Consider the following 19,766-nt stretch of genomic DNA (forward strand, 5'->3'; position numbering starts at 1 on the left):
TGGGATGGTCCGCACGTCCGACGCTCCGGCCGGTTCAGTTGCGAACCACCTTCCGTTCCGACGCCTGGTCGAACCAGTGCAGCGCCGATTGTGACAACGTGATGTAGATCGTTTCGCCGGCTGTGGCTCGCACCTTGCCGGGCCGTTTGACGATGAAGGAATGGCCGTCGATGCGGGTTTCCAGCAGCGTGTCGGAGCCGAGATACTCGACCGCGACGACATCGGCGGCGACGCCGCTGCCGGTGATCTCGACCATCTCCGGGCGGATGCCGACCGCAAGGCTGGCGGGATCGAGGTCGGACGGAGCGGTGATCGCTCCCCCGCGCGCCTGCACGGTCGCCAGCGGCAGCACGTTCATCGGCGGCGTGCCGACAAAGCGGGCGGCGAAGATCGTCGCCGGGTTCTCGTAGAGCACGTCCGGCGGGGCATCCTGCTCGATCCGGCCGTTGCGCATCAGCACGACCTGGTCGGCCATGGTCATGGCCTCGACCTGATCATGCGTGACATAGACCATGGTCATGCCGAGCCGCTGCTGCAATTCGCGGATCTCGCGGCGCATCTCGACGCGCAGCTGGGCGTCGAGATTGGAGAGCGGCTCGTCCATCAGGCAGATCGGCGCCTCGGCGACGATGGCCCGGCCGAGCGCGACGCGTTGCTGCTGGCCGCCCGAGAGCTGCGAGGGCTTGCGTTCGAGCAGGGCAGACAAGCCTAGGATCGAGGCGGCGCGGGCGAGGCGCTCATCGCGCTCGGCACGCCCGACCTTGCGCACCTTGAGCCCGAACAGGATGTTCTCGGCGACGCTCAGATGCGGGAACAGGGCATAGTTCTGGAAGACCATGGCGATGCCGCGCTGCGAGGGCGAGGCATGGGTGACGTCGCGCCCGCCGATCGCGATCGTGCCGCTGCTGGTGTCCTCCAGCCCGGCGATCAGCCGCAGCGTCGTCGACTTGCCGCAGCCGGAGGGGCCGAGCAGCGCGACGAGATTGCCGCCTTCGACGGTGAAGCTGATGGCATCGACGGCAGCCGTGCCGCCCCAGGTCTTCGAAACCGTCTTCAGCGCTACAGAAACCATTCGCGATCCGGTGAGCCGAGGTCATGGTGAGCCGGCACAGCAATAGCGTGTCACCGGCGTGAAGTCAGCGAGACCATGATGGGAAAATTCTTTTGCGCACAAGAGGCCGCCGATCGGTCGCCAAATTGCGGGGAAACCGCGCCGTCATCCCGGACAAGCCGCGATAGCAGCGCCGATCCGGATCCATCACAGAGTTCCGGTGCCCTTCGATGGGTCCCGGGGCAAGCCCGGGATGACGGCGTGGGTCCGAGGAACTCAGCCTGTCCGCCCGCCATGGCGCCGGACGAAGGCGAGAGCGGCGTCCCAGGCGCCGGCATTGGCCTCGGCATTGGCGGCGGGCGTGCCGCCCATGGTCGTGGCGATGCCGCTGACCGGATGGCGATGGGCGATGCGGGTCGCAGGCGTATGGGGAAACAGGATGGAATGGCCGGCGGCCGGCCAGTTCTTCCATGTGACCTCGTGCGGATGCCCGGCCGCGCGCAGGCTCGACTGCACGATCAGCGAATAGAGATCGGAAGGCCAGGCGCCATCGTCTCCACCGGAGAGCAGGAGCACCGGCCCGGCGATGCGCTCGACCGGGATGCGGGCGCGGGCCATGGCGACGGGGTCGCCGAGGGCGGTGCGCATCGCGTCGGCATTGCGGCGGGTGTCGGTCGCCTCGTCATAGGACTTCCAGCTCGCCGTGGCGTTGTCCTGCCATTGATGGACGAGCGGCTTGCCTTCAAACGTCCAGCCGGGGCCGTCGCGGCCAAAGGCCGGGTCGGCGGCGGCCTGCCCGCCATGGACGAAGGCGCTCGGCACATAGCCCAGCACCGCCGAGACCTTATCGGGGAAGGTGGCGCCGAGCAGCAGCGCGAGCTCGCCGCCGCGCGATTGCCCGGCGACGGCGACGAAATCGTTCTTCGGCCGCACGTGGCCGCGCAGCCAGTCGAGTCCCCGCGCGAAATATTCGAGCGGCGTGTTCGAGATGTATTTCGGCAGGCCGGGCGCGCCGAAATAGCCGAGCGCCAGCGCGGCGACCCCGCGCGAGGCCCAGAGCGCGGCGCGCGGCTCGTTGATGCCGCCGCCCGAGCCGTTGAGGATCATGATCGCCGGATGCGGGCCAGCGTCGGCCGGCAGGAACAGCGTCCCGACGAGCCCACCCTCGGCAAGAGGGTGCCGCGTCACGCCGTCCGCCATCAGGGTCTGGCTGAAGCGTGCGGCGGCAATCGGCTCACCGCCGATTACGGCGGTGAGCGTGGTTTCGAGCGGATGGGACAGATCGGCCGGAAACAGCTCGCCCTGGCCGGTCTGTGCGCAGACCAGCCCCATTCCTGCGACGCCCGCATAGTCGCCCCGCACCGGCGCGTCGCGGTCGAGGTCGATACTGCCATCGGCCCCGGCCGCGAACACCGCCTCAGCCCGCCAGACATGACCGTCGCGCGGGGTCTCCGCGGCGATGGTCACCTCCGCGCCCGCCGGCAGCCCGGAAAGCGCGATCCGGCGGGGCACGTCGATCAGGTCGATGGCGGGACTGATCGTGAAGGCAGCGGGCATGGCGGCGTCCCTGACCTGGCCCTACTTGGCCTTGCTGACCTGCATCGCGACGGTGCGGTCGCTATGCCAGGGCACGACCTTCAGGTCCGGCCGGCTCGCCCAGATGTTCTTGTAGTGATAGAGCGGCATGATCCCGACATCGTCCATCACGACTTTGACCGCGTCCTTGATGATCGCCTCGCGCTTGGCGTCGTCGAATTCGGCGCTGGCCTTGGCGAGCGCCTCGTCCAGCTTCGGGTTGCTGTAGCGGCCCCAGTTCGAGGCACCCAGGCCCTTGGCGGGATCGGCGGTCGCGAGGATCGCCAGCATCGCATAGGTGCCCTCGCCGGTGCCGTTGCCCCAGCCGATCATGCTCATCGCATATTCGTTCTTGTTGGCCGCGCCGGAATAGACCGAGAAGGGCACGACCTCGACCTGCGTCTCGACGCCGATCCGGGTCCAGAACTGCGCGATGGCCTGCGCGGTCTCCGGCGCCAGCGGATAACGCTCTCCCGGCACATGCATGGTCAGCTTGAAGCCGTTGGGATAACCGGCCTCGGTCAGCAAGGCCTTGGCCTTGTTGGGATCGACATCGATCTTCGAGCGGTCGGGATCGTAGCCGAAGCTGCCGGCCGGCATCCACTGCGTCGCGACGGTCACGCCGCCGCGCGCGACGCGGTCGGCGATCGCGTCGCGGTTGATCGCCATGTTGAGCGCCCTGCGGACGCGGACGTCGAGCAGCGGGTTCTTGTCGAGCGGCTTGCCGGCCTTGTCGGTGAGGAATTTGGAGGGCGCGGGGTTGAAGCTCGGCTGCATGATCAGCGCGCGCAGGCCGGGATAGGACCAGACCTTGACCTTGGGATTCTTCTCCAGCTTCTCGATATCGGAGAAGGAGACCTTGTCGATCACGTCGACATCGCCCGAGAGCAGGGCGGCCGTGCGCGCCGCCGGGTTGGCGATATAGCGGTAGTTGACCTTCTCCCATTCGGGCTTCGGGCCCCAGAAGCGCTCGTTGCGCTTCATCTCGATGCGGTCGCCCGGCGTATAGCTGACGAAGGCATAGGGGCCTTCGGTGACCATCGCCTTGCCGCTGTTGTAGTCGTCGGTCGTCGCGCCCTGGCCGATATGCTTGCTGACGATGTAGATGCTGGAGATGTTGATCGGCAGCAGCGGATCGGGCGCATGGCTGGTGATCACCAGCGTATGCGGGTCCTTGATCTCGACCTTGGCGACATTGCGCAGGAAGCCCTTGTAGCTCGCGACGGTGCCCGGCACGTTCTGGGCGCGCTCGTAGGAGAAGGCGACATCCTCCGCCGTGACCGGCTTGCCGTCGCTCCAGACCGCGTTCTCGCGCAGCTTGAACTCCCAGGTATTGGGCGCGAGATTCTTCCAGGATGCGGCGATGTCGGGCACCACGCCGCCCTCGGTCTTCTGCGCGACGAGCCGCGACCAGAAATGCTGCGAGACCGAATGGTCGCCGGCATGGTTGTTGAGCTGCGGATCGATCGCCGAGACCGGGTCGGCGAAGCCGATGCGCAGGTCTTCCGCATGGGCGGCGCCTGCGGCGACGATCAGCGCCGCCGAGAGGGCGAGCGTGCTCAGTTTGGTCGTCATGCGATCTCTCCTGTTTGCGCGCGGGCCGGGGCCGCTGCGACGTCGTTGAGGTGGCAGGCAGAACGATGGCCCGGCACGATCTCGCGCAGGGCGGGTCTTTCGATGCGGCAGCGGTCGAAGGCGGCCGGGCAGCGTGGATGGAAATGGCAGCCGGGCGGTGGCGCGGCCGGGCTCGGGATCTCGCCCTTGACCGGTGCATAGGCACGCCGCCGCTGCTTCAGGCTCGGAATCTCCGCCAGCAGGCCCTGCGTATAGGGATGGTTCGGATGCGCGAAGAACCTCGCGGCCGGCGCATCCTCGACGATGCGGCCGAGATACATGATCACCACGCGGTCGGCGATGTGCTGGACGACGCGCAGATCGTGGCTGATGAAGAGATAGGTCAGGTCGAGCTCGCGCCGGAGCTGCATGAACAGGTTGAGGATCTGCGCCTGGATCGAGACGTCGAGCGAAGCGACCGATTCGTCGCAGACCAGGAAGCGGGGCTGCAGCGCGAGGGCGCGGGCGATCGAGATGCGCTGGCGCTGGCCGCCGGAGAACTGGTGCGGGAAGCGCTGGCGATAGGCGGGGTCAAGCCCGGCACGCCGCATCTGAGCGCAGACATAGTCGTCGATCTCAGACCGGCCAGCGATACCGTGCACGAGCGGCGCCTCCCCGATGGCCTCGGCCACCCGCATGCGCGGATTGAGGCTGGCCTGCGGGTCCTGGAAGATCAATTGCACGTCGCGATGGACCGAGCGGTCGCCCTGCGGCGAACGCCCGAAGACCTCGACCTCGCCCGTGCTCGGCGGCAGGAGGCCGGCGGCGATGCGCCCGAGCGTCGACTTGCCCGAGCCGGATTCGCCGACGAGCCCGACGAATTCGCCGGTCGGGATGGTCAGGTCGATGCCGTCGAGCGCCCGGATGATCGGTTGGCGCTTCGCCAGATGCAGCTTCACCGCAAGCCCGGCCGGGCGGCCGAAATGTCGGGTGAGGCTGCGTGTCTCCAGTGCGGGAGGGGAAGGGGCCACGGTCACGGTCATGCCGACACCTCGGCGGCCGAGGCGGGGCCAGACAGGGGATGGAAGCAGCGCAGGCGGTGCGGGCTCTCGGTGAAGGCGGGCTGGCGCTCACAGGCGTCGTCGCGGCGCGAACAGCGCGGCCCGAAGGCGCAGCCCTGCGGGGGATCGACCATGTCCGGCGTCGTGCCGGGAATCTGCACCAGCATCGAGCCCGGCGGGCTCGTCCCTGGCAGGCTGCCGATCAGCCCGGCGGTATAGGGATGGCTCGGCTGGTCGAGCACGGCGTCTATTCCACCATGCTCGACGATGCGGCCGGCATACATCACGGCGATCTCGTCGGCGATGCCGGCGATGACCGAGAGGTCATGCGTGATCCAGAGCAGGGCGGTGCCGCTCTCGCGGGTCAGTTGCTGCACCTCGGCCAGGATCTGCGCCTGGATCGAGACGTCGAGCGCGGTTGTCGGCTCGTCGGCGATGATCAGGTCGGGCTTGTTGATCAAGGCGATGGCGATCGCGACGCGCTGGCGCATGCCGCCGGAGAGCTGGTGCGGATAGGCGTCGAGCCGGGCTTCCGGGCTCGGGATGCCCATGGTGCCGAGCAGGTCACGCGCCCGGATGCGGGCCGAAGCGTCGTCGATCGATTCATGCGCCCGTATCGTCTCGATCATCTGCGTGCTGATCCGGAGCACCGGGTTCAGCGTCATCATCGGGTCCTGGAAGACCATGGCGATGCGGTTGCCCCGCAAGCGGCGCATCGCCTCTTCGTCGAGCTTCGTCAGGTCCTGCCCCCGGAACAGGATCTCGCCACTGAGGATCCGTCCCGGCGGGTCGATCAGCCCCATGATCGAGAAGCCGGTGACCGACTTGCCCGAGCCGCTCTCGCCGACGAGGCCGAGCGTCTCGCCGGCCCGCAAGGTGAAGGAGACGTCGCGCACGGCGTCGAGATCGCCGCGATCGGTGCGGAAGCGCGTGCGCAGTTTGCGGATTTCGAGGAGCGGCGCGGTCATTTCAGCGCCCTCGGATCGAGCACTTCGCGCAGGCGGTCGCCGACGAGGTTGATCGCGACGATGGCCGTCAGCAGCGTGAGCCCCGGGAAGAAGCTGATCCAGTATTCGCCGGAGAGCATGAACTGGAAGCCGTTGGCGATCAGCAGGCCGAGCGAGGGCTGCGTCACCGGCGCGCCGAGCCCGAGGAAGGAGAGCGTCGCTTCCAGCGTGATGGCGCGCGCGACCTGCAGCGCTCCGATGACCAGCAGGGGTGGCAGGCAATTTGGCAGGACATGGCGCAGCAGGATGCGTGAAGTCGGCAGGCCGAGACCGCGTGCCGCCTCGAAATAATCGCGCTTGCGCTCGACCAGCGCCTGGGCGCGGGCGGTGCGGGCGTAATAGGCCCATTCGAGCAGCACGAGCGTCAGCACGACATTGCCGATGCCCTTGCCGAGCAGCGCGAGCATCAGGAGCGCGACGAGGATCGAGGGCAGCGACATCAGCAGGTCGACCAGCCGCATGATCAGCGCATCGATGAAGCCGCCGCTCCAGGCCGCGATCAATCCGAGCATGATGCCGATGATGCCGGCCAGCACCGCCGAGCCGACGCCGACGGTGAGGCTGGTCCGAAGACCGTAGAGGATCGCCGAGAACAGGTCGCGGCCCTGTCCGTCGGTGCCGAGCAGATAGGTGATGTCACCGGTCGACGACACGGAGCCCGGCGTCATCCGCGCGTCGAGCACGTCGATGGCGGCGAGATCGAACGGGTTCTGCGGCGCAATCTGCGGCGCGAACACCGCGCCGATGACGAGCAGGGTCATCAGGCCGAGCCCGATCCAGGCGGAGGGGGCGCGCAGGAAGCGGCGCAGCGCATTGCTCGACGGACGACGGGCGGAAGCGGCGGCGGGAACCGTGGTCATGCCGAGGCCTCCTCGCGGACGCGCGGATCGAGGAAGCGATAGAGAATGTCGACGATGAGGTTGATGATGACGAAGAGCGTCACCACCACCAGCAGGTAGGCCATCACCACCGGCCGATCGAGCGCGTTGATGCTGTCGAGGATGAGCTTGCCCGAGCCCGGCCAGGCGAAGATGCTCTCGGTCACCACGGCGAAGGCGATGGTCGAGCCGAGTTCGAGCCCGAGCACCGTCACCAGCGGGATCATGATGTTGCGCAGGATATGCATCATCACGATCCGGCCGCGGCGCAGGCCCTTGGCCCGCGCGAAGCGGACATAGTCGAGCGGCAGGACCTCGCGCACGCCGGCCCGCGTCAGGCGGATCACCAGCGAGACCTTGAACAGCGACAGATTGATCGCCGGCAAGAGCAGGTGGCGCCAGCCGTTCAGCGTCAGGAACGACCATTCGACGCCGAAGACGCGCACCGTCTCGCCGCGCCCGCTCGCCGGCAGCCAGCCCAGCGAGACGCTGAAGGTCATGATGAGCAGGAGCCCGACCCAGAAGGTCGGCAGCGAGAAGCCGAGGATGCTGCCGGTCTGGATCAGTTTCGACAGCAGGCGTTCGGGATAGAGCCCGGCATAGAGCCCGAGCGGCACGCCGATGATGACGGCGAAGACCATCGCGGCGAAGGCGAGCTCCAGCGTCGCCGGCAAGCGCTGCAGGATCAGCGTCACCGCGGGCACGTTGTAGACGAAGCTACGGCCGAGATCGCCCTTGAGCGCGCTGCCCGCGAAGTTCAGGTACTGCTCCCAGAGCGGCCGGTCGAGCCCGAGCCTCGCCACGAGCTCCGCCCGGTCGATCTGGGTTGCGTCCGGTGCCAGCAGGAGGTCGGCGGGGTTGCCGACGGCATGCAGCCCGAGGAAGACCACGAGCGACATGGCGAAGATCACGAGGAGCGCCTGCGCGACGCGCTGGAGCAGCCACCCGAGCATCAGACCGGCACCTTCGCGGGTTCGGGCAGGATCGGCACCCATTCGTCGCCGAAGATTTCGGGCTCCGAATACTCCTGGCCACGCTGGAAGTGGATCGCGATATCCTCGCGGAAGAGGCTGGACGCGATCGCCTGCGACAATCGCTCGGCGCCGTCGCTGATCGCCGGAATGTCGCCGGAAACCGTGCCGTGCGACATCATCGCCGGATAGCAGAAGCAATGGATGCGCTCGAGGCCGGGGCAGGTTCCCGGCAGCTTCGGCTGGAACTCGAAGGCAGGCCCGAGATCGGGCATGGCACCGAGGCTGGGCTCGGCATCCTCGGGCAGGCCGCGATCGACCCAGTTGCGGGCGCTGGCCGCGATCTCCCTGAGGAAGGGCCGGCTGCCCCAATCGACCTTGAAGCCGGTCGAGAAGATCATGAAGTCGAAGCGCATCGTGCCAGCGCTGGTCTCGACCACGATCTCGTCGCCGTCCATCCGGGCGGAGAGCAGCGCCGTGCCCTGCCGGAAGAAGGCATTGGGGTGGCGCGAGACCCGCAGCACGCTGGCGCGCGGCGGCGGCACCTGCTTGCGGGCGATGTAGCTGTTGATCCGCCATTTCCAGGCATCGGGCAGATGGCGATAGCCGGCGGTCGAGCCGGGATGGCCCATGCCCTTGCCGCGGTTGATGCGGGGGATGTCGCGGCGGCGGATCAAGAGGTCGACGCTGGCGGCGCCGGCTTCGAGCGCCGTGCCGGCGCTGTCCATCGCCGAGGCGCCGGCGCCGATCACCGCGACGCGCTTGCCGCGGAGTTGCGCGTAGTCGTTCTCATCCGAGGAATGCGCCCAGCGCTCGCGCGGCAGGCTCTCCGCGATCTCCGGCACGGCCGGGCCGCCGAGCCCGTCGCGGCCGGTCGCGAGCACGACATGGCGGGCGAGCACGCGCTGGCGCTTGCCGGCGGCGTCGATCTCCAGCGTCGCATGCTCGGGGCCGGGATGGATCATCGCGATCTCATGGCCGTTGCGGACATCGAGAGCGAGAACCTCGCGGAACCAGCGCAGATAGTCCATCCACATCAGGCGCGGGATCTTGTCGAGCGCCTCCCAGTCTGCGGCGTCGAACTGGGCCTCGAACCAGGCGCGGAAGGTCAGCGAGGGAATGCCGAGCGCCGGCCCCGTCAGGGTCTTCGGCGAGCGCAATGTCTCCATCCGCGCCGTGGTCGCCCAGGGACCTTCGAAGCCCTGCGGGCGCCGGTCGAAATTGACGGCGCGCAGGCCGATATTGCGGAAGGCGGCGGCGGCGGCGAGGCCCGCCATGCCGGCGCCGATGATCGCGACGTCGAGCACCGGCTCGCCGCCGACGGTTGTCTCCGGAACCCACGGCGCAGCCGGCAGGGTCAGCAATTCGAGCTCGCGGGCGACGCGCCGGTTCAGCGCCTCCAGCCCTTCCGGCGCCTCGGCCTGTCTCGTCGTCACAGCCGCGTCTCCTGTTTGGTCAGCGAGGCGAGGAGCGCCTGGTGCTCTTCGGGCGGGATCAGGTTGAAAGCGGCGAGGCGCTTCTGTGCGCTCGACTTGATCGCGGCGATCAGGTCACGGGCCTTGTCGGAGACGGTGACGCCGCGCGCGGTCACCACGCCGAAGCAGTAGGGGATCGGTGTCGCCAACGGCAGGACACGGATGCCGGGCGTCGGATTGCCGGTCAGCGTCAGCGGCTCGACGATGGCGATGCCGGCGCCGGCCCGGATGAAGGACAACACGTTCATGGTCGAGGTCGTGCGGATCCGGACCCGGACATCGACATTGGCCGCGTGGAGCGCGGCGCGGATGCGCGCCGGAAAGCCACGGCGCAAGGACATGCCGACGAGGTCCCGCCCGGCGAGGGCATGGAGATCGATCGGCCCTTCGATCTGCGCGAGCGGATCGGTCTCCGGCACCGCGAGCACGCAAGGCGCCGTGCCCAGCCATTCGAGCGTGAGGTCCCGGTGCAGCAGTGGCGCGCTGGTCGCGCCGAGCTGTGCATCGCCGGAGATCACGGCGTTCTGCACGCGATCGGGATTCTCGACCTCGATCGCGAGCCGCGGCGCATCGGCCCCGTTCCAGGCATCGGTCAGCAGGCCGAAGGCGAGCGACGAGACCGCCGATATCCGGATCGGCGGCTCGGCCTCGCCGATCACCTCGCGGGCGCGTTCCCATAGGTTCACGAAGCCGGCCAGCGCCCGCTCGACATCGTCGCGCAGCACCATGCCCTTCTGCGTCAGCACGAGACGCTGGCCGACGCGCTCGAACAGCGGCTGGCCGAGATCGCGCTCCAGCTCCTGGATCATGCGGCTGACCGAAGGCTGGGACACGCCCAGATGCTTCGCCGCCGCCGTGACGCTGCCAAGCGAGGCGACCTGCAGATAGGCCTCGAGGATCTTGAGGCGGCTCATCTCACCCGTCTTTGCGGACCGGATCGCCGAGGATGTGCATCAATCGGTTAGCCCAGCCGAACAGGGCCGTGGACAGGATGAGGTCGACGATCTCGGCCTCGTCCAGCCCGGCTTCGCGCAGGCGGGCCGTATCGGCCTCGGTCACGGCCGGCGGCGATTGCGAGAGCTTGACGGAATAGTTGAAGATCGCCTGGTCGCGCGGGCCGAGCTTGGCCTTCTCGCCATTGGCGAACAATTCGTCGGTGACGGCGGTGTCCTTGCTGAGCTGCGCATGACGCGCGGCATGGACGGCAGCGCAATAGATGCAGCGGTTGACCACCGAGGCGCCGATCGCGCCGAGCTCGCGCTCGGCCCGGCTCAGGCCGCCGGGGTCGTACATGATGCCGTTGAACAGCGGCGAGCGCACGTTGAGCGTCTCCGGATCATGCGCCAGCACCAGCACATAGTCCGAGACCTTGGTATTGGACGGCGTGACCTTCAGCGCGTCGAGCTGCTCGGGGCTCGCCTTGGTCAGGTCGACCGGGGTCACACGCGGCTGCCAGTCCGGCACGTTGCGGGTGAAGCGATGCACGACCCGGCTCATGCGGAAGCTCCCTTGAGGGCCGCGAGCCCGGCGAGGACGCGGCACTGATAGCTCATGAAGGCGTTGAGTTCGCAGAGCCGCACGATATCGGCATCAGCCACGCCGGCCGCCTTGAGCCCCTCGATCTCCTCGGCCTGCACCGCCCGCGGCTGAGTCGCGACCCGGTCCATGAAGGTGATGACGCTGCGTTCACGGGCGTCGCGCCCGGCCTCGGCCGGATCGGCGAGGCCGCGCACCGCCGGCTCGGTCACGCCGGCGAGATAATGTGCGGCGAGGTCCGGCAGCGCGTTCAAGGTCGCGATCCGGGCCGCGACGGCATGACGCCATGCGGAGGGAAAGCCGCCGGGGTCGCGCGGAGCGATGACCGCGCTCTCGGCCTGCCGGCTCATCTCGAAGATGTTGCTGCGTGACTGTGCGGCGGCCGATGCGGCGCCGAGCCAGGGAGACGCCTCGGGGTTGGCGGGTTGGGCCATGGCAATCCCTTTCATGCATCAACTTCGCTGCTTGATGCTTTAAACGAATGAAGCAACGAATTTGCGCTGCGTCAAGGAGCTTTGCCGGCAGCCAAGCCGCGCGCGTGTTGCGGGCTGGCGCGCGGCTCTCTCGGAAGTCCTGCGTGCTACGGCGTGGCCGGGCGGGCGGCGTAGCGGTCGCGATGGAGCCACCACGGCCCATCCGCCTCGTTGCGGCCCTTCGGCGCCCGGTCGAGCCAGGCATACATGCCCCAGACGCCGTCCACGCCGCGCGAATAGCTGGAATAGGTGTGGTAGATCGCGCCATCCTCGCGGATGAAGGCGCTCAGGCCCGGCCGGTCGCGGTGATAGGTCGGCACGTCCACCCCGGCCATCGTTGCGAAGGAGCGTTCGAATTCGTTCCCGGGGCCGCGCCATTCGAATTTCGGCTGGTGGCGGAAATTGTAGTCGATGCCCTGCGTCCGCTCCTGCATTTCGGTGAAGGAGACGTTGTAGTCGAAATTGAAGTCGCTCTCGCCGGACGAGGCCCAGGGGAAGCTCCAGCCCATCCGCTCCCGGAAGGCGAGGAGCTTGTCGATCGGCGCCCGCGAGATCGCCCAGAGCATCACGTCGTGGTTGGCGAGATGGGTCACCGAGCCGTTGAACCCGTCGGCGATCGCCGAGCAGGACGGGCAGCCGGCCTTGTAGTCCGGCCCGAACATGAAATGGTAGACGAGGAGCTGCGAGCGCCCCTGGAAGAGATCGGCGAGCGAAGCGTCGCCCTGCTCGGTCTGGAAGAGATAGTCCTTCTCGACCTTCACCCAGGGCAGCGCCTGCCGCCGCTCGGCCAGCGCATCGCCCTGCCGCGTATGCGCCTTCTCGGCCTCCAGCAGTTCGAGCCGGGCGGCTAGCCATTCCTCGCGTGTTCCGATCGCATGACGGGTCATGATGTCTCCCTCCTGTCGCCAGATGTCCGCGCCGCCTCGACACTCGATGCGGCGTCGCGATCGGTGGTAAGGCGGAGGCGGCAGACGGTGGGAGTGACAAGTTTGGCGGGATTCCAATGGACTCGCTGATCACGGCGGCGGCGCAGGCCTTGGCGAAGGGCGATCCGCTGGGTGCGCTGAACCGGGTCGCCTTGCGCGACGATGCGCCCGCCCTGGCGCTGCGCGGCATCGCGATGGCCCAGCTCGGCGATTTCGCCCGCGCCAAGGTTTTGCTGCGCCGCGCCGGCCGCGCCTTCGGGGCGGGGGAAGCGGTCGCTCGCGCCCGCTGCACGGTCGCCGAGGCTGAGGTCGCTCTGGCGGCGCGCGATCTCGGCTGGCCGCCCGGCCGGCTCGACGAAGCCGGCGCGGAACTCGAGGCCCATGGCGACCGCGCGAACGCCGCCCATGCGCGCCTGCTCGACATCCGCCGGCTGCTGCTGATCGGCCGGCTCGACCATGCGGGGGAGCGGCTCGCCGGCATCGATCCCGCGCAGTTGCCTGCACCGCTGCGGGCCGTCCACGGATTGGCGAGGGCCGGCATTGCGTTGCGCCGGATGAAGGCGCGGAGCGCGAGAGCCGCCCTGGCGGAGGCGCGCGAGGCTGCCGGCCGGGCCAGGATCCTGGCGCTGATCGCCGAGGTCGATGCTGCAAGCCGCCTACTCGACGAGCCGGCCGCACGCCTGATCGCCGATGGCGTCGAGCGCCCCTTGCTGCTCGACGAGGTCGAGGACCTGCAGGGCTCGGAGGTCTTGATCGTCGATGCCTGCCGCAATGCCGTGCACGACCGTGACAACGCAGTTTCGCTGGCGACGCGTCCCGTGCTCTTCGCGCTGCTGCGGGCACTGGCCGAGGCCTGGCCGATGGATGCGCCACGCGATGTCCTGATCGCCGGCGCCTTCGGCTCGCGGTTTACCGATGAGTCGCACCGGGCGCGATTGCGCGTCGAGATCGGCCGCCTGCGTGCGGCGCTGCGGCCGCTGGTGCGGATCAGCGCGACGGAGCGCGGCTTCGTCATCGCGCCACGCCGTGCGACGGGAATCGCGGTGCTGGCGCGCCCGGTCGAGGAGAAACATGCCATGGTGCTCGCCCTCATGGCCGATGGCGAGACATGGTCGAGTTCCGCCCTGGCGCTGGCGCTCGGCTCAAGCCAGCGCAGCGTCCAGCGTGCGCTCGATGCCCTTGCCGAGACCGGCAAGGTCCAGTCCTACGGGCAGGCGCGGGCGCGCCGTTGGCTGATGCCGCCGACGCCGGGTTTCGCGACGAGTTTGTTACTCCCGGCCTCCTGGCCGGATGGCTAGGGTCCGGCATCACAACAAGCGCTGGAGCAACGCCATGACCATGACCAATGCCGAAATCACCCGCATCTACGGCCCGTTTCCGGGCGTCGAAAAGGTCCATGGCGTCAGCTTCGACGGCGCCAATGTCTGGTTCGCCTCCGGCGACAGGCTGAACCAGCTCGATACCGCCAAGGGCGAGGTCATCAGAACCATCGACGTGCCCGCCCATGCCGGCACGGCCTTCGACGGCACGCATCTCTTCCAGATCGCCGAGGACCGCATTCAGAAGATCGATCCGCGGACCGGTTCCGTGCTGGGCACGATCCCCGCGCCCGGCAAGGGCGGTGATTCCGGCCTCGCCTGGGCCGAGGGCTCGCTCTGGGTCGGCCACTACCGCGAGCGCAAGATCCACCAGATCGACCCCGCCACTGGCAAGGTGCTGCGCAGCATCGAGACCAACCGCTTCGTCACCGGCGTGACCTGGGTCGACGGCGAATTGTGGCACGGCACCTGGGAAGACGGCGAAAGCGAATTGCGCCGGATCGATCCCGCCACCGGCAAGGGGCTGGACGCGCTGGCGATGCCCTCCGGCGTCGGCTTGTCCGGCCTGGAATCGGACGGGGCCGACCTTTTCTATTGCGGTGACGTCGGCAAAAGCACGCTGCGGGCCGTGCGCCGGCCGAAGCGCGCCTGAATGGTGAAGCATGAGCCTGTTCGACAGCCGTTGCGGCGAGAGCAGGCTCATCTCTACGCTGGTGGGCGTAGGGTTTGATTCCAAACATCAGGGGATGTTCGCGAGCTCCTTTCTCGGAGCGCCGCGCTGGAAGGATTTGCTTCTCGCGCGGCGCGAGCTCAGCCGGCGCCCAGCCTGTGCCTGACGATCGCGGCGTGGAACCGGGCGCCGTGGATCAGGCCGCGATCATCGAAATCATAGGACGCGTTGTGCAGCGGGGCCGAGCCCTCGCCATTGCCGACATAGGCGAAGCAGCCGGGCACATGGTCGAGGAAGCGGGCGAAATCCTCCGAGCCCGTCATCGGTTCCGCGGCGATCGCGACATTCGCCTCGCCAAGCACCGTTCGGGCGGCGGCGAGCGCTTCCTGCGAGAGCGCCGCGTCGTTCACCAGCGGCACGAATTCGCGCGTATAGGTGATCTCGCAGGTGAGATTGTAGCTCTCGGCCGTGCCAACAGCGATGATGCCCATCTGGCGCTCGATCGCGGCGCTGACCTCGGGGCGGAAGCTGCGGGCGTCGCCGAGGATGCGCGCCGTTCCCGGCAGCACGTTGCGGGTGCCGTCGGTCAAGAGTTCGGTGACCGAGACCACGGCGATATCCGCCGGGCTCAGCCGGCGCGAGACGATGGTCTGGAGCTGCATCACGAGCGAGCAGGCGGCGACCAGCACCTCGCTGCCGGCATGAGGTTTGGCGGCATGCCCGCCGACGCCCTTCAGCACGATCTCGAAATTGTCCTCGGCCGACATGAACGACCCGGCGCGCGTCTGGAATTGCCCGATGGCGAGGCCCGGCATGTTGTGCAGGCCGTAAATCTCGTCGAAGGGGAAACGCTCCATCAATCCGTCGTCGAGCATGGCGAGCGCGCCGCGCCCCCATTCCTCCGCCGGCTGGAACAGGAAGCGCACGGTGCCGTCGAAGCCGCCTTCCTCCGCCAAGAGCTTGGCCGCGCCGAGCAGCATGCTGGTATGGCCGTCATGGCCGCAGGCATGCATCACGCCGGGCGTCTGCGAGCGATAGGGGTGCTCGCTCTGTTCGGCGATGCGCAGAGCATCCATGTCGGCGCGGAGCGCAATGGCCCGATTGCCGCTACCGCGCCTGAGTGTCCCGACCACGCCGGTGCCGCCGATGCCTTCGACGACCTCGTCCAGGCCGAATTCGCGCAGCTTGGCCGCCACGAAGGCCGCGGTCCGCTTCTCCTCGAAGCCGAATTCGGGATGCGTGTGCAGGTGGCGCCGCCACCCGGTCATCTCGGATTGCAGGGCGTCGAGATCGAGCTTGGACATCGAAGCGGCCTCGTTTTGCGGAGCTCGGAAGGGATAATGCAGATGCGCCGAAAGAAGCGCTGCAATCCTGCCGGCCGGATGCAAATTTGTTGCGCATGGCGATGGGCAGGCCGGCGCCGGGGCGGGTTCGTCACGGCCCGGCTGGAATGCTACGAAGATCGCCGGATTCGCGTCAGTCGATGCAGGAGGTTGGAATGGCAGTGGACAAGGTCGCCCTGGTCACCGCGGGGGGAAGCGGCATGGGTGCCGCGGCGGCGAAGCGCCTGGCGCAGGAGGGCTTCGCCGTCGGCATCCTCTCCTCGTCCGGCAAGGGCGAGGCGCTGGCCGCGGCGCTCGGCGGCATCGGCGTCACCGGTTCCAATCAGTCGAACGACGACCTGAAGCGCCTCGTCGATATCGCCATGGAGCGTTGGGGCCGCATCGACGTGCTCGTCAACAGCGCCGGCCATGGGCCGCGCGCGCCGATCCTCGACATCACCGACGAGGACTGGCATCGCGGCATGGACGTCTATCTGCTGAACGCCATCCGCCCGACGCGGCTCGTGACGCCGATCATGCAGAAGCAGAAGGCCGGCGCGATCATCAACATCTCGACGGCCTGGGCCTTCGAGCCGAGTTCTATGTTCCCGACCTCGGCGGTGTTCCGGGCCGGGCTTGCCTCCTTCACCAAGATCTTCGCCGACACCTATGCGGCCGACAATATCCGCATGAACAACGTGCTGCCGGGCTGGATCGACAGCCTGCCGGCGACGGAGGAGCGGCGGCAGGGCGTGCCGATGCAGCGCTACGGCACCAGCGACGAGATCGCCGGCACCATCGCCTTCCTCGCCTCGAAGGACGCGGCCTATATCACCGGCCAGAACCTGCGCGTCGACGGCGGCATCACCCGCGCGATCTGAAGTCTGTTCCGGGCGCCGTTCAGGCGCCCGGTTTTCCGGCTTCGGCCACCGGCACGGCCGGGTGAAGCTTCGGCTTGCGGATCAGTGGCAGGCCGATCGCGACGAGTGCCAGCAGCCAGAGCACGATGCTGGTCGGCGTCGAGAACAGGATCTCGTAGCCGCCATCCGACAAGGACAGCGCCCGGCGGAAATTGTCCTCCAGCAGCCGGGCCAGCACGAAGGCCAGCATCAGCGGGATCAAGGGAATGCCGACCTTGCGCAGGATGTAGGCGAGGATCCCGATGCCGGTTGTGATGATCAGCTCGAAGGCCGAGTTCGAGACGGCATAGACCCCGGCATAGGACAGGGCGAGGATGCCGGGATAGAGGATCCAGGCCGGCACCAGCAGCAGGCGCGCGAACAGCCCGACCAATGGCAGGTTCAGCACCAGCAGCATCAGGTTGCCGATATACATCGAGGCGATCAGGCCCCAGGCGACCTCCGGCCGCTGCGTGAACAGCAGGGGGCCGGGCGTGATCGAGTACATCATGAAGGCGCCGAGCATCACGGCGGTGGTGCCGGAACCGGGAATGCCGAGCGCCAGCATCGGCACCATCGAGCCGGTCTGGGCCGCATTGTCGGCGGTCTCCGGGGCGGCGAGGCCGCGCATGTCGCCCTTGCCGAAGGTGCCCTTGTCGGAGATGCGCTTCTCCGCGGTATAGGCCATGGCCGAGGCGACGGAGGCGCCGGTGCCCGGAAGCACGCCGAGGAAGAAGCCGAGCCCGGTCGCGCGCAGCATGGCCGGCAGGCAATAGATGATTTCGCGGAAGGTCAGGCGAGCGCCATTCCCGGTGCGGGAGACCACGCCGCTGATCATGCCCTCCGCCAGGAACAGGATTTCGGCGACGGCGAAGAGGCCGATGGTCAGGCTGGTGAAGTCGATGCCACCGAGCAGCTCCAGCGAGCCGAAGGTGAAGCGCTCGACGCCGGTGCCGCCATCGATGCCGACCATGGCGAGCAGGAGCCCGAGCGCGACCGCGATCCAGGTCTTCACCGCCTTGCCCTCGCTCATCGTTCCGAGCAGCGCAAAGGACAGCACCATCAGCGCGACATAATCGGCCGGGCCGAAGGAGAGCGCGAGCCGCGTCAGCGGCACGGCGAGGAAGGTCATCAGGATGACGGCGCTGGTGCCGCCGACGAAGCTGCCGATGCCGCTGATCGCGAGTGCCGCCGCGCCGCGCCCGGATTTGGCGAGCGGGTAGCCGTCGAGCGTCGTCATCACCAGCCCGGGATCGCCGGGGATGTTGAGCAGGATCGAGGAGATGCGGCCGCCATAGCCGCTGCCGTAATAGAGCCCGGCGAGCAGGATCAGCGCCGTCTCCGGCGGCAGCTTCAGGGCGAAGCAGAGCGGCAGCAGCAGGGCGACCGCATTGATCGGTCCGATGCCCGGCAGCGCGCCGATGGCGGTGCCGAGCGCCACGCCGGCAAAGGCCACAAAGAGGTTGAGCGGGGTGAGCGCAACCTGGAAGCCGGTGAGCAGGGCGGCAAGTGCGTCCATCTCAGATCCCCAGCGGCCCGCGTGGCAATGGCAGGTCGAGCAGCTTGTCGAGCAGCACGAAGAACACGACCGCTGTGGCGACGGCGGATGCCGCCGCTGGCAATGGCCGGGCGTGGAAGGCCAGCGCGGCCACGAAGCAGAGGAGCGACGTGGCGGCGATGAAGCCGATCGGCAGCAGGAGCAGCGGGTAGATCAGGCTGGCCACGAGCACGGCGAGCGCGCGCGGCCATGTCCCGAACTCCATCTTCACCGGCCCCGGGCGCAGCATCAGGATGCATCCGCCCAGGATCAGCACGCCGCCGGTGATCGTCGGGAACACGCGCGGCCCGACCGGATCGGCCGCGAAGGGCACATGCAGGGTCTGCGCGTGCCAGATCGCGCCCGCGCCTAGCAATGCGCAGATCAACCCGACCAGGCGATCGATCATGATCCTCTCCCGTCCTGCAGCTTCCGCAAGGGATGCCGGCCGCTACTTGGCGAGGCCGACCTCGGCCGCCAGCGCCCGGAAATCGGCGGTCCGCTTCTTGGCGAAGGCGTCGAACTCCGCGCCGACCATGCTGAACTCGAACAGGCCCTGTTCGGTGCGGGCTTTCTGCCAGCGCGGATCGGCATTGAGCTTGGTCAGCACGCCGGTCCAGTAGTTATAGGACGCTTCCGGCGCCTTCGGCGGGGCATAGAAGCCGCGTACGATCGGCCATTGCACGTCGTAGCCCTGCTCCTTGGCCGTCGGAACCTGCGCGAAGGCGCCGGGCAGGCGTTTGTCCGAGAAGGTCGCGAGCAGGCGGATTTCGCCGGCTTCGAGCTGGCCGCGCACCTCCGAGGCATCACCGGGGAAGAGGTCGATATGGCCGCCGATCAGGGCGCCGATGGCCTCGCCGCCGCCCTCATAGGCGAGATAGCGCATCTTGCGCGGATCGACGCCGGCCGCCTTCAAGACGAGCGCCGGCTTCATCCAGTCCTGGCTGCCGACGGTGCCGCCGGCGCCGACCTTGACCGAGGTCGGGTCCTTCTTCAGGGCCTCGACGACATCGGCCAGCGTCTTGAAGCGGCTGTCCTTGCGCACGGCGAGCACGCCGTAGTCGGCGCCGATCGCGCCGAGCCAGCGCACGTCGGATTCGCTGAAGCGGCCGAACTTGCCCTGGGCGAGATTGACCCAGGAGCCCGTCGAGACCGCGACGATGACATTGGCGTCGGCGGCGCGCTGCGCCTGGATGTTGTTATAGGCGATGGCGCCGATGCCGCCCGGCATGTTGGTGGTGCGGATCGAGGGGCCGACCAGCCCGGTCTCGTTCAACACGCGGCTGGTGAGCCGGCAAGTCAGGTCGAAGCCGCCGCCGGGCGCTGCAGGGGCGATGCATTCCGGGTTCTGCGGCTGGAAGTCCTGCGCGTGGACGGTTGCCGAGAGCAGCAGCGCGCAGCAGGTGGCGATCGTTGTCCTCATGGCGTTCCTCCGAAAATCTTGTTGCTCCCGCCTGTCGTTAGCGGGCTGGCGTCGCCTGTCCGGGCTCATGATCGGCTCGGTTCGATTGT

Annotated in this window: 19 protein-coding genes; 3 read left to right on the forward strand and 16 right to left on the reverse strand. The window is 68.3% G+C overall.

The window, feature by feature from the left end:
* Positions 1-34: 34 nt before the first annotated feature.
* From ACFJGT_RS00400 to ACFJGT_RS00455, 12 genes are all read right to left on the reverse strand, one after another.
* Positions 35-1,072 carry an ABC transporter ATP-binding protein gene (locus ACFJGT_RS00400; protein WP_377844694.1) on the reverse strand — a complete coding sequence of 346 codons (1,038 nt, stop codon included), beginning with the start codon at positions 1,070-1,072 and terminating at the stop codon, positions 35-37.
* Between the two features lie 255 nt (positions 1,073-1,327).
* Positions 1,328-2,608 carry an acyl-CoA thioester hydrolase/BAAT C-terminal domain-containing protein gene (locus tag ACFJGT_RS00405; RefSeq protein WP_377844696.1) on the reverse strand — a complete coding sequence of 427 codons (1,281 nt, stop codon included), beginning with the start codon at positions 2,606-2,608 and terminating at the stop codon, positions 1,328-1,330.
* A 21-nt stretch (positions 2,609-2,629) separates the two neighbouring features.
* Positions 2,630-4,201, reverse strand: coding sequence for an ABC transporter substrate-binding protein (locus ACFJGT_RS00410; RefSeq protein WP_377844698.1), 1,572 nt, complete (start codon positions 4,199-4,201; stop codon positions 2,630-2,632).
* A complete protein-coding gene (locus tag ACFJGT_RS00415) occupies positions 4,198-5,223 on the reverse strand; it encodes an ABC transporter ATP-binding protein (RefSeq protein WP_377844700.1) in 1,026 nt (341 codons plus the stop codon). The genes ACFJGT_RS00410 and ACFJGT_RS00415 overlap by 4 nt, the downstream gene beginning before the upstream one ends.
* Positions 5,220-6,209 carry an ABC transporter ATP-binding protein gene (locus tag ACFJGT_RS00420; protein WP_377844703.1) on the reverse strand — a complete coding sequence of 330 codons (990 nt, stop codon included), beginning with the start codon at positions 6,207-6,209 and terminating at the stop codon, positions 5,220-5,222. The genes ACFJGT_RS00415 and ACFJGT_RS00420 overlap by 4 nt, the downstream gene beginning before the upstream one ends.
* Complete coding sequence (locus ACFJGT_RS00425; protein WP_377844705.1) at positions 6,206-7,108, reverse strand: ABC transporter permease; 903 nt, start codon at positions 7,106-7,108, stop codon at positions 6,206-6,208. Before ACFJGT_RS00425 ends, ACFJGT_RS00420 begins: the two co-directional genes overlap by 4 nt.
* A complete protein-coding gene (locus ACFJGT_RS00430; RefSeq protein WP_377844707.1) occupies positions 7,105-8,079 on the reverse strand; it encodes an ABC transporter permease in 975 nt (324 codons plus the stop codon). Before ACFJGT_RS00430 ends, ACFJGT_RS00425 begins: the two co-directional genes overlap by 4 nt.
* The gene (locus ACFJGT_RS00435) at positions 8,079-9,533 is read right to left on the reverse strand and encodes a SidA/IucD/PvdA family monooxygenase (protein ID WP_377844710.1); all 1,455 of its coding nucleotides are present in this window, start codon (positions 9,531-9,533) and stop codon (positions 8,079-8,081) included. The genes ACFJGT_RS00430 and ACFJGT_RS00435 overlap by 1 nt, the downstream gene beginning before the upstream one ends.
* Positions 9,530-10,486, reverse strand: a complete 957-nt coding sequence (locus ACFJGT_RS00440; RefSeq protein WP_377844712.1) for a LysR family transcriptional regulator — start codon at positions 10,484-10,486, stop codon at positions 9,530-9,532. Before ACFJGT_RS00440 ends, ACFJGT_RS00435 begins: the two co-directional genes overlap by 4 nt.
* Position 10,487: 1 nt before the next feature.
* A complete protein-coding gene (locus ACFJGT_RS00445; RefSeq protein ID WP_377844714.1) occupies positions 10,488-11,069 on the reverse strand; it encodes a peroxidase-related enzyme in 582 nt (193 codons plus the stop codon).
* Positions 11,066-11,542: a hypothetical protein gene (locus ACFJGT_RS00450; RefSeq protein WP_377844716.1), complete on the reverse strand. Its 477-nt coding sequence runs from the start codon at positions 11,540-11,542 to the stop codon at positions 11,066-11,068. Before ACFJGT_RS00450 ends, ACFJGT_RS00445 begins: the two co-directional genes overlap by 4 nt.
* Positions 11,543-11,688: 146 nt before the next feature.
* Entirely contained in the window at positions 11,689-12,468 is a 780-nt protein-coding gene (locus tag ACFJGT_RS00455; RefSeq protein WP_377844718.1) for a DUF899 domain-containing protein, read from the reverse strand.
* A 116-nt stretch (positions 12,469-12,584) separates the two neighbouring features.
* On the opposite strand from ACFJGT_RS00455, the gene ACFJGT_RS00460 reads away from it, so the two are divergent.
* Both ACFJGT_RS00460 and ACFJGT_RS00465 read left to right on the forward strand, forming a co-directional pair.
* Entirely contained in the window at positions 12,585-13,805 is a 1,221-nt protein-coding gene (locus tag ACFJGT_RS00460; protein WP_377844720.1) for a helix-turn-helix domain-containing protein, read from the forward strand.
* A gap of 34 nt (positions 13,806-13,839) precedes the next feature.
* Positions 13,840-14,478: a DUF5074 domain-containing protein gene (locus ACFJGT_RS00465; protein WP_377844722.1), complete on the forward strand. Its 639-nt coding sequence runs from the start codon at positions 13,840-13,842 to the stop codon at positions 14,476-14,478.
* A gap of 158 nt (positions 14,479-14,636) precedes the next feature.
* Here ACFJGT_RS00465 and ACFJGT_RS00470 read toward each other — a convergent pair whose 3' ends face one another.
* The gene (locus ACFJGT_RS00470) at positions 14,637-15,800 is read right to left on the reverse strand and encodes a M20 aminoacylase family protein (protein ID WP_377844724.1); all 1,164 of its coding nucleotides are present in this window, start codon (positions 15,798-15,800) and stop codon (positions 14,637-14,639) included.
* Positions 15,801-15,994: 194 nt separating this feature from the next.
* Here ACFJGT_RS00470 and ACFJGT_RS00475 point away from each other — a divergent pair, with 194 nt between their 5' ends.
* The gene (locus ACFJGT_RS00475; RefSeq protein WP_377844726.1) at positions 15,995-16,699 is read left to right on the forward strand and encodes an SDR family oxidoreductase; all 705 of its coding nucleotides are present in this window, start codon (positions 15,995-15,997) and stop codon (positions 16,697-16,699) included.
* Positions 16,700-16,718: 19 nt separating this feature from the next.
* Here ACFJGT_RS00475 and ACFJGT_RS00480 read toward each other — a convergent pair whose 3' ends face one another.
* Genes ACFJGT_RS00480 through ACFJGT_RS00490 form a run of 3 tightly spaced genes read right to left on the reverse strand, consistent with a single transcriptional unit; the run spans position 16,719 to position 19,677 of the window.
* Positions 16,719-18,236, reverse strand: a complete 1,518-nt coding sequence (locus tag ACFJGT_RS00480; protein WP_377844728.1) for a tripartite tricarboxylate transporter permease — start codon at positions 18,234-18,236, stop codon at positions 16,719-16,721.
* A gap of 1 nt (position 18,237) precedes the next feature.
* Entirely contained in the window at positions 18,238-18,663 is a 426-nt protein-coding gene (locus ACFJGT_RS00485; protein WP_377844731.1) for a tripartite tricarboxylate transporter TctB family protein, read from the reverse strand.
* 42 nt (positions 18,664-18,705) lie between these two features.
* Complete coding sequence (locus ACFJGT_RS00490) at positions 18,706-19,677, reverse strand: Bug family tripartite tricarboxylate transporter substrate binding protein (RefSeq protein WP_377844733.1); 972 nt, start codon at positions 19,675-19,677, stop codon at positions 18,706-18,708.
* Between the last annotated feature and the right edge of the window lie 89 nt (positions 19,678-19,766).

Origin of the sequence: Allobosea sp. UC22_33, assembly GCF_042700715.1 — a bacterium.
Taxonomy (GTDB): domain Bacteria; phylum Pseudomonadota; class Alphaproteobacteria; order Rhizobiales; family Beijerinckiaceae; genus Allobosea.

Coding starts and splice junctions, on each gene's coding strand:
- ACFJGT_RS00400 (WP_377844694.1), bottom strand. CDS start 1,072: ATGGTTTCTGTAGCGCTGAAGACGGTTTCGAAGACCTGGGGCGGCACG.
- ACFJGT_RS00405 (WP_377844696.1), bottom strand. CDS start 2,608: ATGCCCGCTGCCTTCACGATCAGTCCCGCCATCGACCTGATCGACGTG.
- ACFJGT_RS00410 (WP_377844698.1), bottom strand. CDS start 4,201: ATGACGACCAAACTGAGCACGCTCGCCCTCTCGGCGGCGCTGATCGTC.
- ACFJGT_RS00415 (WP_377844700.1), bottom strand. CDS start 5,223: ATGACCGTGACCGTGGCCCCTTCCCCTCCCGCACTGGAGACACGCAGC.
- ACFJGT_RS00420 (WP_377844703.1), bottom strand. CDS start 6,209: ATGACCGCGCCGCTCCTCGAAATCCGCAAACTGCGCACGCGCTTCCGC.
- ACFJGT_RS00425 (WP_377844705.1), bottom strand. CDS start 7,108: ATGACCACGGTTCCCGCCGCCGCTTCCGCCCGTCGTCCGTCGAGCAAT.
- ACFJGT_RS00430 (WP_377844707.1), bottom strand. CDS start 8,079: ATGCTCGGGTGGCTGCTCCAGCGCGTCGCGCAGGCGCTCCTCGTGATC.
- ACFJGT_RS00440 (WP_377844712.1), bottom strand. CDS start 10,486: ATGAGCCGCCTCAAGATCCTCGAGGCCTATCTGCAGGTCGCCTCGCTT.
- ACFJGT_RS00445 (WP_377844714.1), bottom strand. CDS start 11,069: ATGAGCCGGGTCGTGCATCGCTTCACCCGCAACGTGCCGGACTGGCAG.
- ACFJGT_RS00450 (WP_377844716.1), bottom strand. CDS start 11,542: ATGGCCCAACCCGCCAACCCCGAGGCGTCTCCCTGGCTCGGCGCCGCA.
- ACFJGT_RS00455 (WP_377844718.1), bottom strand. CDS start 12,468: ATGACCCGTCATGCGATCGGAACACGCGAGGAATGGCTAGCCGCCCGG.
- ACFJGT_RS00460 (WP_377844720.1), top strand. CDS start 12,585: ATGGACTCGCTGATCACGGCGGCGGCGCAGGCCTTGGCGAAGGGCGAT.
- ACFJGT_RS00465 (WP_377844722.1), top strand. CDS start 13,840: ATGACCATGACCAATGCCGAAATCACCCGCATCTACGGCCCGTTTCCG.
- ACFJGT_RS00470 (WP_377844724.1), bottom strand. CDS start 15,800: ATGTCCAAGCTCGATCTCGACGCCCTGCAATCCGAGATGACCGGGTGG.
- ACFJGT_RS00475 (WP_377844726.1), top strand. CDS start 15,995: ATGGCAGTGGACAAGGTCGCCCTGGTCACCGCGGGGGGAAGCGGCATG.
- ACFJGT_RS00480 (WP_377844728.1), bottom strand. CDS start 18,236: ATGGACGCACTTGCCGCCCTGCTCACCGGCTTCCAGGTTGCGCTCACC.
- ACFJGT_RS00485 (WP_377844731.1), bottom strand. CDS start 18,663: ATGATCGATCGCCTGGTCGGGTTGATCTGCGCATTGCTAGGCGCGGGC.
- ACFJGT_RS00490 (WP_377844733.1), bottom strand. CDS start 19,677: ATGAGGACAACGATCGCCACCTGCTGCGCGCTGCTGCTCTCGGCAACC.